This window comes from Marinobacter alkalisoli, assembly GCF_045449795.1.
GTDB lineage: Bacteria > Pseudomonadota > Gammaproteobacteria > Pseudomonadales > Oleiphilaceae > Marinobacter.
The window spans coordinates 13,153-30,329 of sequence record NZ_JBJJLB010000041.1; the positions used below are offsets into that span (position 1 = coordinate 13,153).

12 protein-coding genes are annotated in these 17,177 nt (G+C 58.0%); 6 read left to right on the forward strand and 6 right to left on the reverse strand.

Going from position 1 to position 17,177, the window contains the following annotated elements:
• Positions 1-115 precede the first annotated feature (115 nt).
• Positions 116-1,048, reverse strand: a complete 933-nt coding sequence (locus ACJO3M_RS16585) for a D-2-hydroxyacid dehydrogenase (protein ID WP_407002497.1) — start codon at positions 1,046-1,048, stop codon at positions 116-118.
• Between the two features lie 76 nt (positions 1,049-1,124).
• Between ACJO3M_RS16585 and tmpT the strand changes: the two genes are divergently transcribed.
• From tmpT to ACJO3M_RS16605, 4 genes are all read left to right on the forward strand, one after another.
• Positions 1,125-1,778: a thiopurine S-methyltransferase gene (tmpT, locus tag ACJO3M_RS16590; protein WP_407002498.1), complete on the forward strand. Its 654-nt coding sequence runs from the start codon at positions 1,125-1,127 to the stop codon at positions 1,776-1,778.
• Between the two features lie 554 nt (positions 1,779-2,332).
• Positions 2,333-4,255, forward strand: coding sequence for a PrkA family serine protein kinase (locus ACJO3M_RS16595; protein WP_407002499.1), 1,923 nt, complete (start codon positions 2,333-2,335; stop codon positions 4,253-4,255).
• A 33-nt stretch (positions 4,256-4,288) separates the two neighbouring features.
• Complete coding sequence (locus tag ACJO3M_RS16600) at positions 4,289-5,584, forward strand: YeaH/YhbH family protein (protein WP_407002500.1); 1,296 nt, start codon at positions 4,289-4,291, stop codon at positions 5,582-5,584.
• Positions 5,581-7,140, forward strand: a complete 1,560-nt coding sequence (locus ACJO3M_RS16605) for a SpoVR family protein (protein ID WP_407002501.1) — start codon at positions 5,581-5,583, stop codon at positions 7,138-7,140. The genes ACJO3M_RS16600 and ACJO3M_RS16605 overlap by 4 nt, the downstream gene beginning before the upstream one ends.
• Positions 7,141-7,142: 2 nt before the next feature.
• Here the strand turns inward: ACJO3M_RS16605 and ACJO3M_RS16610 are convergent, their stop codons facing one another.
• The 4 genes from ACJO3M_RS16610 to ACJO3M_RS16625 all read right to left on the reverse strand — a co-directional run bounded on the left by ACJO3M_RS16610 (position 7,143) and on the right by ACJO3M_RS16625 (position 13,539).
• Positions 7,143-9,224, reverse strand: a complete 2,082-nt coding sequence (locus ACJO3M_RS16610) for a TonB-dependent receptor family protein (protein WP_407002502.1) — start codon at positions 9,222-9,224, stop codon at positions 7,143-7,145.
• A gap of 50 nt (positions 9,225-9,274) precedes the next feature.
• Positions 9,275-11,416 (reverse strand): TRAP transporter large permease subunit, encoded by a 2,142-nt coding sequence (locus ACJO3M_RS16615; RefSeq protein WP_407002503.1) that lies wholly within the window; start codon positions 11,414-11,416, stop codon positions 9,275-9,277.
• A 3-nt stretch (positions 11,417-11,419) separates the two neighbouring features.
• Positions 11,420-12,544 carry a putative solute-binding protein gene (locus ACJO3M_RS16620; protein ID WP_407002504.1) on the reverse strand — a complete coding sequence of 375 codons (1,125 nt, stop codon included), beginning with the start codon at positions 12,542-12,544 and terminating at the stop codon, positions 11,420-11,422.
• A gap of 107 nt (positions 12,545-12,651) precedes the next feature.
• Complete coding sequence (locus tag ACJO3M_RS16625; RefSeq protein WP_407002505.1) at positions 12,652-13,539, reverse strand: bile acid:sodium symporter family protein; 888 nt, start codon at positions 13,537-13,539, stop codon at positions 12,652-12,654.
• 259 nt (positions 13,540-13,798) lie between these two features.
• On the opposite strand from ACJO3M_RS16625, the gene ACJO3M_RS16630 reads away from it, so the two are divergent.
• Positions 13,799-15,235, forward strand: a complete 1,437-nt coding sequence (locus ACJO3M_RS16630) for a WS/DGAT/MGAT family O-acyltransferase (protein WP_407002506.1) — start codon at positions 13,799-13,801, stop codon at positions 15,233-15,235.
• Positions 15,236-15,241: 6 nt separating this feature from the next.
• On the opposite strand, the gene ACJO3M_RS16635 is transcribed toward ACJO3M_RS16630, so the two are convergent.
• A complete protein-coding gene (locus ACJO3M_RS16635) occupies positions 15,242-15,871 on the reverse strand; it encodes a TetR family transcriptional regulator (protein ID WP_406987415.1) in 630 nt (209 codons plus the stop codon).
• A gap of 190 nt (positions 15,872-16,061) precedes the next feature.
• Between ACJO3M_RS16635 and ACJO3M_RS16640 the strand changes: the two genes are divergently transcribed.
• Entirely contained in the window at positions 16,062-17,165 is a 1,104-nt protein-coding gene (locus tag ACJO3M_RS16640; RefSeq protein WP_407002507.1) for a ferredoxin reductase, read from the forward strand.
• Positions 17,166-17,177 lie beyond the last annotated feature (12 nt).

The following is a 17,177-nucleotide window of genomic DNA, read 5'->3' on the forward strand; positions in this document are numbered from 1 at the left end:
GAAATACATGCCCTCATTTGGGGCATTTCACGGGCAGTTTAAGCAACAGGGAACGGCAGCCGCGTCATACGGCTGTCATTTTTTCGGGGGTGAGTAAGGGGAAGTACCCGATAAATCAGACAGAAGACAGATTGCGGGCCGTAATCTCAACAATCCTCTGCCTGGCCTCCCGGCTTGCCCAGGCGGAATGCGGCGTCACAATCAGGTTGGGAATGTCATCCGCCAGCAGCGGATTGCCATGGCGGGGCGGCTCCTCTGTCAGCACATCAAAGCCTGCACCGGCGATGGTTCCGGCTCTTAGTGCGTCCGCCAACGCCTGTTCATCCACCAGCCCGCCGCGGGAGGTGTTAATCAGCAGCGCGTCACGCTTCATCTTCTTCAGTTCGTCGGCACCGATCAGGTTACGGGTTTCATCGGTCAGCAGACAATGCAGCGACAGCACATCCACCTGCGGCAGGAACTCGTCCAGTGGTATCCGGGGATAACCATCCACTTCGCCCTGCTCCTGCCCGGGGCGTGCGCCCAGCAGAATTTTCATACCAAAGGCCCGGGCCCGCTCAGCGACACCCTGCCCCAGATCTCCGTAACCAACAATCCCCAGGGTGCGACCCTCCAGCTCCATAATCGGATGATCCATCAGGCAGAACATCGAACTTTGCCCCCAACGCCCGGCCCGCACATCGCGGTCGTAGTCCAGCATTCGCGTCGCCAGTGCCAGCATCAGCGCCATGGTGTGCTGCGCCACGGTGGAACGGCCGTAGTTGGTGACATTCATCACCCGGATACCGTGTTCTCTGGCTGCGGTCTGGTCAATATTATTGAGTCCGGTCGCTACCACGGCTATGGTTTCAAGTTCCGGGCAGGCCTCAAAATGTTCACGCGTGAGGAAGACCTTGTTGACGACAACGGTATCAAAGCCCTGAATCCGTTCAAGCACCTGCTCAGGCGCCGTCCGTTCATGCTTTACCAGGTCGCCGGCAACGGTTTCGATGGGCGTCAGGTCAACGTCGTTTCCGAGCGTATCAGCATCGAGGAAAACCGCTTTCATTCGTTTCTCCTTAACCAAGAAAGCCACAGATTAGGATAGACTGAGATAAACCTCCAATTGTAAGGATGGGTAGACGATGGAACACGAATTCTGGCACGAGCGCTGGGCAAAGAAGGAAATCGGCTTCCACGAGGGGACGATCAATAACTATCTTCACGACCACTGGCCGGAACTGGCGGGCGAAGGCACACAAGCGGTGTTCGTCCCGCTGTGCGGCAAGGCGCACGATATGTGGTGGCTGCACGATCGCGGCCATCCGATCATTGGCGTGGAGCTGAGCGATATTGCCTGTAAGGATTTCTTTGAGGAAGCCGGCGAGAAGGCCCTGGTTCGACCGGGCGAGCCGTTTACCCGTTTCAAGAACGATGATCTGGAACTCTGGTGCGGCGATTTTTTCCAGTTGGTGCCCGATGACCTGAAACACATCCGCCTGGTCTACGACCGCGCCGCCCTGATCGCCATGCCCCCGAAAATGCGCAAGGAGTATGTGGAGCACCTGACGGCGGTTATCCCCGACGGTACCCGCATCCTGCTGATCACGCTGGACTACGATACCGAGATCAAGGGGCCGCCGTTCAACGTCAGCGATGAGGAAGTCCGGGAGCTCTATTCCGACGACTACGACATCGAACATATCCTGACCAACACCCTGGCCAAGGATCATCCGTTTACCAAGCGCAAGGGGCTGGCCGGGGCTACTGAGAGTGTGTTTCGGCTCGTCAAGCGGTGACTGCTGACTGTTGAGTGTCGGCCGCTACGGGTGGGGTACCTTTCTGAAAAAAGCTCGCTTAAACTCGCTTCGCTCAGACAGGCGATCCTTTTTCAGAAAGGTACCCCACCCATATCAGCCTCTTCCCGGCTTCTCAGTTTGCTGTCCTTTTGCCACTTATCTAAATGCACTTTCCCTGTCTTTTTTGTGCCAGCCTGCACCTTGGTGTACGGGAGTATGGGGGGAGGTCTTTCTAAAAAACACCGCCTGTCTGAGCGAAGCGAGTTCAAGCGGAGTTTTTTAGAAAGACCTCCCCCCGTGCTCCCTCCCCCCAAAAGCCAAAACAAGAACACAACACAAATTAATGAACCGATACCAGAAACAAACTGTCCAACTTTCCGAGCGTGAACTAAGCTCAAGGTAACCAAACCGAAATCGGCCGCGCACCGTAAATCGGTTTGAAGTATCCATTTCTTCCACTAATAACCAGACACACCGCCCAGGTTGGCGGCGCCGACTGCAACAGGGATATTGCGTGAACTGAAAGCTGAAGAACAGCGAGCGAGGGGCCATCTATGAGCATTGTGCAGCACTTCAAAGACCGGTATGAATCAACTCAGGAGGAAGAATACTCCCTTGAGGAATACCTGGAGATCTGCAAAAAGGACCCAACGGCATACGCCACTGCCGCGGAGAGGATGTTACTGGCCATTGGCGAGCCAGAGTTAGTCGACACTTCCCGTGACTCCCGGCAGTCACGCATTTTTTCCAACAAGGTTATCAAACGCTACCCCGAGTTTTCCGAGTTCTATGGTATGGAAGATGCCGTGGAAAACATCGTCTCGTTCTTCCGTCACGCCGCCCAGGGGCTGGAAGAAAAGAAACAGATTCTCTATTTGCTGGGCCCGGTCGGTGGCGGTAAATCGTCACTGGCGGAAAAGCTCAAGTTTCTGATGCAGAAAGTCCCCTTCTATGCCATCAAGGGATCACCGGTAAACGAGTCACCCCTTGGGTTGTTTGATCCGGGCGAGGATGGACCGATTCTTGAGGAAGAGTACGGCATTCCCCTTCGGTACCTGCAAAACATCATGTCGCCCTGGGCGGTGAAGCGCCTGCACGAATACGGCGGAGACATCAGCAAGTTCAAGGTGGTGAAGAAATACCCCTCGGTACTCGACCAGGTAGGTGTCTCCAAGACCGAACCCGGCGACGACAACAACCAGGACATTTCCGCTCTGGTGGGCAAGGTGAATATCCGCATGCTGGAGGATTTCTCCCAGGACGATCCGGATGCCTACAGCTTCAGTGGCGGTCTGTGCCGCGCCAATCAGGGGCTGCTGGAATTTGTGGAGATGTTCAAGGCACCTATCAAGGTACTGCATCCACTGCTGACGGCCACCCAGGAAGGTAACTACAACACCACCGAAGGCATGGGATCGGTGCCGTTTGACGGCATTATCCTGGCCCACTCCAACGAATCCGAGTGGCAGACCTTCCGTAACAACAAGCACAACGAGGCGTTCCTTGACCGGGTGTACATCGTCAAGGTGCCCTACTGTGTGCGGGTATCGGAAGAGATCGAGATCTACAAAAAGCTGCTCAAGAACAGCTCCCTCGCCGGCGCGCCCTGCGCACCGGATACCCTGGACATGCTGGCCCAGTTCTCGGTGCTGTCGCGGATCAAGGAGCCGGAGAATTCCAGCATCTTCTCAAAGATGCGGGTTTACGATGGCCAGAATATCAAGGACACCGACCCGAAAGCGAAATCGATGCAGGAGTACCGCGACGCGGCCGGGGTCAACGAGGGCATGGACGGTCTGTCCACCCGGTTTGCCTTCAAGATTCTCTCCAAGGTGTTTAACTTCGACACCTCGGAAGTGGCGGCCAACCCGGTCCATCTGCTGTATGTCCTGGAAAAACAGATTGAGCAGGAACAGTTCCAGCCGGAAACCCAGGAGCGCTACCTGCGCTTCATCAAGGAGTTCCTGGCGCCGCACTACGTCCAGTTCATCGGCAAGGAAATTCAGACCGCGTATCTGGAGAGCTACAGCGAATACGGCCAGAACCTGTTCGATCGCTACGTGACCTATGCCGACTTCTGGATTCAGGACCAGGAATACCGGGATCCGGAAACCGGCGAAATTCTCGACCGCTCCGCCATCAACGACGAGTTGGAGAAAATCGAGAAACCGGCCGGCATCAGCAACCCGAAGGACTTCCGCAACGAGGTGGTCAACTTCGTGTTGCGGGCGCGGGCGAACAACCAGGGGCGCAACCCCTCCTGGCTCAGCTATGAGAAGCTGCGCAGCGTGATTGAGAAGAAAATGTTCTCCAACACCGAGGATCTGCTGCCGGTTATCTCTTTCAACCCGAAAGCCAGCCAGGAAGATCAGAAGAAGCACAAGCAGTTCGTCGAGCGTATGGTCGATCGAGGCTACACGGAGAAACAGGTACGGCTGCTGGCCGAATGGTACCTGCGCGTCCGCAAGTCTCACTAAGTCAGTGAATGTTCACTGAACTGGAGTAAAGCTATGGGTATGACCCACATAGTCGACCGTCGCCTGAACGGCAAAAACAAGAGCGCAGTGAACCGGGAGCGGTTCCTGCGCCGCTACCGGCATCACATCAAAAAAGCGGTGGCTGACGCCGTACAGCGCCGCTCCATTACGGATATTGAGCGGGGTGAGAAAGTCAGCATCCCCTCCCGGGACATTGAAGAACCCATTTTTCATCACGGCCAGGGTGGCAACCGCGAGGTTGTTCACCCCGGGAACAAGGAGTTCGTTGCCGGCGATACCCTGCCCAAACCCCAGGGCGGTGGCGGCCAGGGGCAAGGACAGGGTCAGGCAAGTCCAGACGGGGAAGGCATGGATGAGTTTGCCTTCCAGATCACCCAGGAGGAGTTTCTCGACTTCCTGTTCGACGACCTGGAGCTGCCCAACCTCGCCCGCAAGAAACTCAAGGATACCGAAGCGTTCAAGTATGTCCGCTCGGGGTTCACCACCCAGGGCATACCCGCCAAGCTGGATGTGGTGCGTTCCCTCCGGGGCGCCCATGCCCGACGACTTGGCCTGGGAGGTGCCCGCAAGAAGAAGATTCGGGATCTGGAAGAACAGCTCGCCGCGCTGAAGTCCGCCCCGGATGATCTGGACGCGGCGTTCAGCCATGACGATCAGGTTCAGGCGCTTGAGGAGGAGATTGCGCGGCTCAAGGCCAACGTGAAGCGCATTCCCTTCATTGATGAAATCGACCTGCGCTACCGGCAGCACGTCAAGCAACCCCAGCCAGCCACCAGTGCGGTGATGTTCTGCCTGATGGATGTGTCCGGTTCGATGACGCAGATGCACAAGGACATCGCCAAACGCTTCTTCATTCTCTTGTACCTGTTTCTCAGGAAGAACTACAAGAAGATTGAAGTGGTCTTCATTCGCCACCACACCAGTGCCAAGGAGGTGGACGAGGAAGAGTTCTTCTACTCCAGGGAGACCGGCGGCACGATTGTGTCCAGTGCGCTGAAACTGATGCACAAGATTATCGAATCCCGCTATTCCCCCAGTGAATGGAACATCTACGCCGCCCAGGCGTCGGATGGGGATAACTGGAACGACGACTCGCCCGTGTGCAGCAAGATTCTGTCGGAGAGTCTTCTGCCCCTGGTGCAATACTTTGCCTATGTGGAGATCACCCCGCAGGACCACCAGATGCTCTGGTACGAGTACGAGAAGATCCAGGAGCAGTTCCCCCAGAGCTTTGCCCTGCAACAAATCGCCGACCCCGGTGAGATCTACCCGGTGTTCCGCCAGTTGTTCGAGAGGAAAGCCGCATGAGTGACATCATCGACCGCCCGAACATTCCGGACAATGATCAATCGAAGGCCAGGGAACCGATCTCCACCAGTTCGGAATGGACCTTCGATCTGATCCGGCAATACGATGAGGAAATCGCCAAATGCGCCGAAGAATTCGGTCTGGATACGTACCCGAACCAGGTTGAAGTCATCAGCGCAGAGCAGATGATGGACGCCTACAGCTCCGTGGGCATGCCCGTGGGCTATCATCACTGGTCCTTTGGCAAACAGTTCCTGAGCACGTCCAAGGGTTACCAGCGTGGCCAGATGGGGCTGGCCTATGAAATAGTCATCAACTCCAATCCCTGCATCGCCTACCTGATGGAGGAGAATACCCTGCCGATGCAGGCGCTGGTGATTGCCCACGCTTCCTACGGCCATAATTCCTTCTTCAAGGGCAACTACCTGTTCCGCACCTGGACCGATGCCAGTGCGATTATCGATTATCTGGTCTTTGCCAGGCATTACGTCGCCGAGTGCGAGGAGCGTTACGGGGTGGATGCGGTTGAGGAAATTCTCGACTCCTGCCACGCGCTGATGAATTACGGCGTCGACCGCTACAAGCGGCCGGCGCCGATCTCGGCGGCAGAGGAATCAAGACGCCAGAAGGAACGGGAGGAATACCAGCAACGTCGCATCAACGACCTTTGGCGCACCATTCCCAAAATGGACGATGACGACGATCCGGTAGGGCGCAAAAAACGCTTCCCGGAGGACCCTCAGGAAAACATTCTCTATTTCATCGAGAAAAACGCCCCGTTGCTGGAAACCTGGCAACGGGAAATCATCCGTATCGTGCGCAAGCTGGCCCAGTACTTTTATCCCCAGCGCCAGACCCAGGTGATGAACGAAGGCTGGGCTTCTTTCTGGCATTACACTTTGCTGCACCGCCTGTATGAGAAAGGTCTGGTGAACGATGGCTTCATGCTGGAATTCCTGCAAAGCCATACTGCGGTGGTCTACCAGCCGCCCTTTGACAGCCCGTGGTATTCCGGCATTAACCCTTACACGCTGGGCTTTTCCATCTACACGGATCTGAGGCGGATCTGTGAAAACCCCACTGATGAAGACCGCCAGTGGTTCCCGGACATCGCCGGCACGGACTGGGTGGAAACCCTGCATTTCGCCATGAAGAACTTCAAGGACGAAAGCTTCATCCAGCAGTTCCTGTCCCCCAAGGTCATGCGGGATCTCAAACTGTTCTCGATCCAGAACGACGACCAGGAAGACGTGTACCGCATCACCGCCATTCACGACGAGGACGGTTACCGCGCCCTGCGGGAAAAACTGGCACGCCAGTACAACCTCAGTTACCGGGAACCGAACATTCAGGTGTGGAACGTGGACGTCAGGGGTGACCGCTCACTGACACTGCGACATATCCCGGTCGACCGGGTTCCACTGGGCAATGAAACCGATGAGGTATTGCGGCACGCCCATCGTTTGTGGGGTTTTGACGTTCACTTGGAAAGTGTCGAGGAGGGCACGGTGGTGGAAGACCATCACTGCCCGCCGAGGGAGCTCGATGACGAGTAGCGTCAGAATGCCCATTCCAGGCCGGCGTAGAATGTTCGTCCCGGCCCCGGCTCGAAGTAGCCACGCTCTTCAACGGGTCGATCTGCGTTGGCGTTGATGCGTACGTTGGCAAAATAGTCTTCATCCAGCAGGTTGCGTACTCCCGCATACAGGCTGAGGATCTGATCCGACACTCTCAGGCTGTCGCCTGCCCGCAACCCCAACAACCAATAATCACTGACCCGGGTCTGGTTGCTGTTTTCTGCATACAGATCACCCGTGTATTGCCATTCCAGCGCGGCAAATCGGCTGCCCTGCCCCCGCCATTCCAGCTCGCTGACCCATTGTTCACGGGGCAGGCCCGGCAGCCGGTTTCCACTGGCATCGTTACCCTGCTCATCGGTGAATTCACGCAGTTTGTAATCCGCCAGTGTCAGCGCGCTGGTGACCCGCCAGGCGTAGGACAACTCCCAGGCCATACCCAGTTCGATGCCATCCCGATCGGTGCGGCCGGCATTCTCATAAAAAGTCCGACCACCCTGCTCAAAGGGCAGGATCTCGTCATCCACCCGAATGGAAAACACCGCGATATCGTAGCTGACACTATCACCGATGACCCCGCGCACCCCCACTTCCCGGTTCAATGCCTCCTGGGGGGCGATGTCCGGATTGAACCCGCCACTGCCATCGGGATTGGCGAATTCGGTAAAGGTCGGGGACTCGAAGGCCGTGCCGATGGTGCCGTAGACCTGATGCTGGGGCGCCAGGCGGTAACTGAGCCCCGCGACACCACTGAGCTCCCGGAACGTCCGGCTGCCGGAATCGTCACCGTCTTCCCGGCGATGGTCACTGATGGAGAGTCTCAGGCGATCAAGGCGCGCCCCCAGGGAGAGGTTCAGCTGGTCCGTCAGCGCCAGGTCGCCCTGGGCAAATACTGCCGCATTGGTGGCGTTCTGGGTTTCATCCTGGGTCTGGCCCGTCACCTCGCCATCAAATGACACCTGATAGCGCCGCCGCTGATCCGACTGGCGATGTACATCCACCCCCGCGACCCAGGTCAACGGCAGGCCCGCCAGCTCGGACTCCTGCTGATAATCGGAGCTGATGCCATAGAACTGGCGATCATAGGCAACCCGGCTGGCGCCCGGGAACGGTAACTGCTGGGCAAAATCCCGCCGGCTGAAAAAGGTATTGAGGGTAAGCTGGCCTTTCAGCGCCGCGGCCTCTTCATACTGAAGCCCCAGGGTCTGCTGATTCACACTTTGGCCGGCATCCAGCCGTTTGGCCAGGAAGGTAGCCTGTTGCGGGTCCTCTTCGGCCTGGCTGCGGGTTAGCCCGCCGGGGTCTTCCGATTGCGGGTTGTGCAAGGCATTCAGGGTTGCGGTCAGCCGCCGACCCGGCTCCAGCTCATGGGAAACACGGCCGTTAAACAGGCCCTTTTCGGCCTCGCTCTGCTCCCGGTGACCGTTGACGTTGAGCCAGGACATAGTGGCGATGGCACTGGTAGAACCGGATGTGCCATTACCCTGAACCGCCGCCTTGCGGTAATCATGGCTGCCGCCATCAAGTCGAAGCCGTCCGCCGGCGGGCAGCTCATCCCCGCGTGCGGTGGTGATATCGAGTACGCCACCGGCGGCATTGCCATACTGCACCGATGACGGGCCGCGGATCACTTCGATGCGCTGGGCGGAGTCCAGGTCCACGGCGTCGATCTGGGACTGGCCATCCGGCAGAGTATAGGGAATGCCATCCACCTGAAGGCGGATACCGCGAATACCAAAAGGCGCCCTGGCGCCAAACCCACGGGTCGACAGCCTCAGGTTCTGGGCGAAGTTATAACGGTTCTGGAAAAACAGGCCGGGTACGGTGTCCAGGGATTCGTCCAGCTGCAACCGTTGCTGGCCCTGCCGAATTGCCGGCGCATTGACCACCGACACCGCCGCAGGCGTTTCATACAGATCACGAACCAGGCGCGGAGAGGTTACCTCCAGTACCAGTTCGTCATCCGTCCCGGTTGTCTGCTGTGCCAGTAGCGGTGAGCCGCAGCCCGCAGCTGCCAACACCGCCGCCAGTGATACCTGCCTGCCCCGTTTGATCCTGTTCAATGTAACCACCTGTCAGGGAGTCCATGAAATCCACAGCCAGAGCATAACCATTACGGTGACGGCTGAATACCCAGCAACAGTCGGAAGCCGGTGTCCCACCAGGCCGGAATATAGGTCACGACAAGCAACGCGGTCCCCATCACCAGTATCGGAAAAATGAAGCGGAAGTTCCTTTGCCAGAAGGTGCCGTGAAGGCTTTCCCACGCCGTTGGCAGGCCGACCACCTGACGGGTCAGCAAGTGGTTGAGGGCGACCGGCGGCGTCAGGTAGCCCATTTCGAAGGCCAGCACCGTCATTACCCAGAAATGCAGGGGATCAATTCCGTTCTTCAGAGCGATCGGCGCCAGGGTGGCGTTAACCAGCAGCACCGCCCCGTAGGGATCCATAATCATGCCGATAAATACCAACAGGCCCATCAGCAGAGTCAAGGTCAGCCAGACCGAGCCCAGCTGTTCCGGAAACAGTTCCAGCAGGCCCGACCGCTCGATCAGCCCACCAACACTCACCGATAGTGCCATCAGCATCAACAGGGCGCCAATCAACCCACTGGAGTCCCGCGTGGCTCGCATGACCGATTGAGAGAATCCCGCGGGAGGGAGGGCATTGCCCTGAGGGGCAGAATCGTCCTCATCCGGGTCACCGACTTTCAGGACCCATCGTTCATAGCCCACGACGAGCAACAGGATCAGCGGCAGGATGGCGGGGGCGGAGAACTCATCCAGCCCACGGTCCAGCAGGACATTCCACAGAGCCACCACTCCCGCAAAAATCGCAATGTACGGCAGTAAAGGAACCAGCGCACGGAGGGTGCCCGGCACCGCTTCCCGTAACGGAGCGATGCGGCCTGCGGATGCACCGCCCAACAGGAATACGTATACCGCATAGACCGTGGCCGTCAGCAACAGTACGCGGGCACCGGCACTGAACAGCTCATCCGTGGTGACACTGTTGTTGAGAGTGGCAACGATCACCACCAGCAAGCAGGGTCTGAGCATGGTCCCCATGGAGCCGGAGATGGCGGTGGTTGCCAGCGCCAGTTGCTCGGAAGTACCGGCCCGCCGCAGTTCCCGGTAGAGGGTCAGGCCGGCGGCGAGAATAAAGATACCGGAAGCGCCGCTGTAGGCGGTGGGCAATGCCGTCAGTAACAGCACCACCACGCCCAGCCATTTCGGTGGCAACTGCCAGGGACGGATCACATCGAAGACTTTGCGGGGTAAATGGGTTCTCGCCAATAGCATGCCGACCCAGACATACAGGCCCAGGTTGAGGAACAGCGCCGACAGTTCCGCCATCATGTTCAGGTAAACGGCGATGCCATGGTAGAAGCCGTGAAAGGCAAACTGCACGGTGGCGCTGACACACATGTAACTGTAGAGCGGCACACTCAGCAGCGAACGGGGCCAGCTGCCGCCAGGGGCCAGATCCGGTCTTGGCTGCCGAAATTGCCAGAGGGAGATCAGGGTCAGCGCGCCAAACCCCGCCACCCAGATGTCGTGCATGAAGAGATGGGCCAGGGGTATGCCTGCGTCCGCCTGACCCAGTTCCTGCTGACGATAGAGCCAGGCCGAGGCCGTCAGCAGGCTGTTTGCGATCAGCTGGGCAAGGGTTGCCATCCGGTCGTCCCGACGGGATTCGACCGGACGCAACGCAATGTGCTGCCGCCCGAGGGTCGCCGCGGCGGCGCAGAACAACAACATGAAGCCCAGCAGCACACGCCGGTTGCCGGTGATCAGGACAACCGCCCGGGACAGGCCGGTCTCCATCAATGCAAAGGCCTGCACACCAGGGCCATTCAGGGATTGCAGACGATCCCATTCGGCACGCCGCTTCTTGCACGCAGCCGAAGTCGACATCACCGATGAGCGGATCTCTTCCCTGTCCAGATTACCGCCAAAGACATCGGCAAACGGATCAGCAGCCATTTCTGCCTTCTTCGCCGCCACCGCCAGTTCCACGGCGGCGTCAGCATCCGCTACCACCTGGCAATCCGGCGCGGAGATCTGCTCAATCACCCGCAAGTTGAAGTAATCCGGCCAGGTTTCCCCGCCAATCTCCAACAGACGGGAATGCAGCGTCTCCCCCACTGAGGCCAGCAGGGTGAGCACCAGGATTACCAGCATCGGCAGACTGGTCAGTGTGATGGACAGGGTGCGGCCACGACTGGCCGGCAGGTGTCGGGCGTCGGTGGTCATCCGTTACTCCACCGGATCGGTGCATTCCTCCCGGGCGCCATTCGCCCGGCACCGGATCTTGCGCTGCAGGGTCAGCATGTCCGCACTGTAGTAGCCCTTATCACGTAACTCCACCCGCGCCTGCTGCATCATTCGGTCGTATTCCCGGCGGTCCTCGGCGGGAATCTCAATCCACCACTTATCCGGCACTTTCTCTTCTTCCATGCGAACCCGGCTGATGATTTCATCGAACCCCTGGTAGAACGCTTCCCGGACGAATTGCGCCAGCTCGTTGGGTACCACTTCCGACCGACCAATCAACTGCGCTGTGATGTGGGTCAGGGGCAGATCGACAATACCGCCATCAGGCTCAAGCCCCTTGTAGAGCTCCATGACTTCATAGGCGGCCAGTGGCGCCGCCAGCACATCCACAACACCGGTATTGAACATGTTCGGGGCGTTGACGATGTCCGCCACCACCGGGGTTGCCCCAATGCCGGAGATCATTTCCGCCTGGACCGGATCGTAGTCCAGTACCGCCACCCGTTTACCCGCGGCCTTGGCCAGGGTGTTGATTTTACGGTCATCGACGAACACATGCGCGGCTCCTGCCGGTGCAATGCCCATCACCACGTAACCGTTGCTGACCATGCGCTCGGCACTGCGGGAATCGGCCATCAGCTTCAGCCCCAGGCGCATCTGTTCCCTTTCCGGAAATCCGCCAATGGAATCCAGGGTACCGGTGTAACGGTTGAACAGCCGTGCCCTCAGCCCACTCATCAAGGCAGCATCACAGGTTCCGGATTTCAGTTCCTCCACCATCACCGATTCACTGGTGTAAGGCACCATCTCGACATTAACGCCGAATTCAAGAATCTTCTTGCGCTGCTCCTGTGCTGCCCCGAAGACGGGTCCGGACCGACCGAAAATGTCCCAGATACACACCCGGTAAACGCGATCCGGGTCCGGCTCCAGGCCGGTCAGTTCCTGAAACGCTGCCACGCGCTCCTCAAGCGGAAGGGACTGGTTATAAATCGTGGATCGCAACTGGTCTTCATCGGACCAGGCAGCGGTGGAAAGCATGAGCAGCAGGCAGGCGGCCATCGCCCGCATGACTATTGCGGAATTATGGGTAAGGTAAAACGTCATTGTTATTGTCCTGAGCTCCAGAGCGAAAGCTCAGGGTACCAGTGAAAAGCAACGGCCCCTCTGTCTCTGGTGGCAAGGGGGCCATGGCAAAAGTGTCAATAGCGCTGTCAGGAGGCCGGCGCCTTGATGGAGGATTGCGGAATGATGCTTCGACCATACATAGCCAGCACAAAACCGATCGGGAACATCAACACCCCGTATACCGCTGCCGGAATGGACATGGCACTGGATTCAAGCAACGTCAGGGTCACCATCAGCGCGATGGTGCCATTTTTGACCCCGAGCTCGACGGCGACCGCCAGGGACTCCCTTTGGGTCAGCCCAGCGCCCCGCCCGACCAGTAAGCCCAGGGCAATGCCGGCAATATTCAGCAGGATGGTGGCCGGGCCCGCCTGTTTCAGAAGATCCCATATCTGGTCACGCACACCGTAAATCAGGCCGACAATCAACACCGCCAGCACGACACCCCCAAAGATGCTGACCACACCCTCGGCCTTCTTCGCCATCGCCGGGTTTCGGGTCCGGACCACCATGCCGATGGCAACCGGGAACAGCACAATGCCAATAAGCATTCCCACGGTCTTCCATACCGGCAAGACGACGGCTTCCTGGGTGCCCATGTAGAAATCCAGCGCCAGATTGGTGAACAGCGGCAGGGTGAGAATGGTGATCAGGCTGGCACTCACGGTCAGGACAATGGACAGCGCGATGTTTCCACGGGCCAGCAGGACAAACAGATTGGACGTGGTTCCACCCGGGCAGGCAGCAATAATCACCAGGCCCACGGCAATCGCGGGTGGAACAGCCAGCAGGCTGGCCAGGGCAAAAGCCACCAGCGGCATCACCAGAATCTGAGCCACGGTTCCGACGATCATTCCCTTCGGATACACCGCTACCTGACGGAAATCGCGAACCGTCAGGGTCATCCCGATACCGATCATGATAATAAACAGGGCGACCGGTAACCCGGCTGAAATCATTGGGCTGGATTCCACACTGCCTCCAGATTGTTGTTTTTATGAAGTTAGTTGGCCATGAAAGGTAGCACAAGCCGGTCCCTCCCGGTGACAGACATTTCGCAACAACATGTAACGAACGCATCCCGTCACAGCGACTGACGATAGGGAACCATTGCCCCGGTTATTCGTGTGATTGATCCGTAATGTTGCGTATACTTTTGCAAAACAACTAATAATCCGTGCGGGCTGACAATAAGTAGCTGAAGCACAACAAGGACATAAGGACGAGACACGAATGAAACGCCTGGGAACCCTGGACGCCTCCTGGCTGGCAGTGGAATCTGAAGATACCCCCATGCACGTGGGTACGCTGCAGATTTTTTCTTTACCTGAAGGAGCCCCGGAGACCTTCCTCCGGGATATGATCAACCGGATGAAGGAAACCGGTGATGTGGCACCGCCCTGGTGCTCAAAACTGGCCTTTTCAGGATTTTTGGGGCGGCTGGTCGCTCCCGCCTGGAAAGTCGACAAGGACATCGACCTGGATTATCACGTACGCCACTCTGCCCTGCCAAAGCCCGGCGGAGAGCGTGAGCTTGGCATCCTGGTATCGCGCCTGCATTCCAACCCGCTGGACTTTTCCCGTCCACTCTGGGAATGCCATGTGATTGAAGGCCTGGAGAACAACCGTTTTGCCCTCTACACCAAGATGCATCACTCCATGATTGATGGCATCAGCGGCGTCCGCCTGATGCAACGGGTGCTGACAACCGACCCGCACAAAACCGAGATGCTGCCGCCGTGGTCCGTCAAACCGGAGCGCCGCCGGGGCAGCAAGACCGATAAGGAAGCCACAATTCCCGCTGCGGTATCCCAGGCCATGGACGCCCTGAAACTGCAGGCGGATATGGCGCCCCGGCTGTGGCAGGCCATGAATCGGCTGATTCATTCAGCCCGGCATCCGGAGGATGGGCTGACGGCGCCTTTTACCGGCCCGCTATCCACCCTCAACCACCGGGTCACCGGCCAGCGCCGGTTTGCCACCCAGCATCACCAACTGGACCGGCTCAAGGAACTGGCCCGGGTGTCTGGCGGATCACTCAATGACATTGTGCTGTATCTTTGTGGTACCGCCCTGCGTCGTTTCCTGCTGGAACAGGATAACCTGCCGGACACACCCCTTACGGCCGGAATTCCGGTCAATATCCGCCCCGCGGATGACCAGGGCACCGGCACCCAGATCAGCTTCATGATCGCCTCGCTGGCAACGAATACTGCCGATCCCCTGGCCCGGCTGCAGGACATCAAGTCGTCTACGCGTCGCGCCAAGGAGCATCTGCAAAAGCTGCCCAAAAGCGCCCTGACCCAGTACACCATGCTGTTGATGTCGCCCTACATCCTGCAGTTGATGTCCGGCATGGGGGGAAGGATGCGCCCGGTGTTCAACGTCACCATCTCTAACGTTCCGGGGCCTCAGCGCACCCTTTATTACGAAGGGGCAAAGCTGGAAGCCATGTACCCGGTGTCCCTGATTGCCCATGGCGGTGCACTCAACATTACCTGTCTGAGTTATGCGGGCGCATTGAACTTCGGCTTCACGGGATGCCGGGATACGTTGCCCAGTATGCAGAAGCTCGCGGTGTATACCGGTGAAGCGCTGGACGAATTGGAAAACCTGATTCTGCCGCCAAAGCCTGAAACGGAAAAGCAAGCGCCCCGTCAAAAGGCCTGATTCCCGTCAGGCCTTGCCACTCTGCCAGTGAGCGGCACCGACAAAGATCAGTTGAAGGAAGCGGGTGGTCCGCTTCCGGATCTGGTCAACCTGGTAATCGTCATCCGGAGAAACGCCCAACAGGTCGGTGAGACAGAAAGCCACCGTTCGCACCACCAGGTCACAGGTCATATCCAGATCGGCGTCACTCAGGTGTTCCGCCAGCCGTAAACGTCTCAGATCGTTAGCCAGCTCGCTGGCAAAGAACCGCATCTCACTGCGAATCCCCTCCTGCACGGCGCGACTCTCCCCCGCCAGGCCCTGGGCCATAAAGAAGAAGAAACTCCGGTTTGCCTGCACATGGTTGATAAAAATGCCGACCGACTCTTCCATCAACTTGTCTGCCTGCAATACGTTGTTGCGCGCTTCCCGCATCATACGTCGCAGCACAAGCCCCAGCTCGTCAACAAGCTGCAACCCCAGATCGTCCATGTTGCGGAAGTGCCGATAGAAGGACGTGGGTACCACACCTGCCTGACGGGTCACTTCGCGTATGCCCAGACTGGCAAAATGCCGGCCCTTGCCAACGAGGGTTAATGCCGCACTCATCAGTTTTTCCCGGGTCTCTCCCGGCTTGCGCCGCTGCTTTTCTGCCATGCCCTCACCGTACTGCAGGTTTCAGTTATACCAGGTACACAAGTGTACACATTTCGGAAAGATAAAGTACCTGAAGCTTGTCATTTTGCGCCAACAGCAAAAATACCAATTGCCCACCAACAACTCCCTGTGTACAGTCGTACACATAAGTGAACAACTGTACACAACGGTACAGATAGAGAGAGCCATTATGTTATCCAGAATCGAAAAAACATCCGCCTTACAGTGGCTGGGCAAGCAGCTTTTTAACCGGGAAGATCCGGCTGCTTTTTTTGACCCGCTGCTGGAACGTATCAACCCGATGTGGGTACAACAGTACACACCAGCGCGGGTTGAACGCATTGAAGACGAGACCGCCGACACCAAAACTTTCGTTCTGAAACCTGCGAAACGTTGGGCAGGATTCCAGGCCGGTCAGCATGTGAACATCTGTATTGATATTGATGGCGTTCGCCGGAACCGGACCTTCAGCCTGTCCAGTGCGCCCGCGCAGTGGCACGACAACGGAACCGTTACGCTGACCATCAAACGCCTGCCGGGCGGCCTGGTCACCAACTGGATGCACGACAACCTGAAGCCGGGCGCCACCCTTGGTCTGGGCGAAGCGTTTGGCGACTTCCTGACTCCCGAAGCCGGCGAACCGCTGCTCTATATCGCTGGTGGTAGTGGCATCACACCGGTACTGAGTCAGTTGGAAACCCTGGCGACTTCCGAGTACCAGGCTCCGGTGACCCTGCTGTATTTCGTACGCACCCAGGCAGACATCATTGCCGCGCAGAAACTGTACGAGCTTCGCCAGAACTGGACCGCGCTCACCCTCAACATCATTGCAACCAATGAGAGTGAGACGCCGCGCTTTCTGAAAGAAGCCGATCTTGATGAAGTATCTGACATTGACGCTCGCCGCTGCTACCTGTGCGGTCCGAAGGGCCTGATGGATCTGGCCACTGACCTGCTGACTCAACGCGGCATTGGCGAAGACAGAATGCACAGCACGTTCTTCGCCGCGCCCCAGGCCGCCCTGGATTCCGATAGCCTCGGTGGCGAGGTCCGTTTCAGCAACAGTGATATCAGCGTGTCGTCAGAAGGCGACGCTCCGCTGCTGGACATTGCCGAGGCCGCAAAGCTGTCACCCCGTTACGGCTGCCGCATGGGGATTTGTCACCAGTGCAGCTGCAAGAAAACCAGCGGCACCGTCGTTAATCGTTTAACCGGAAAAAGCTCCGGGCCCGGAGAGGAGAACATTCAATTGTGCATATCCGTTCCTCAGGGCCCCGTTACCGTTGAGCTTTAACTGAAAAAGACA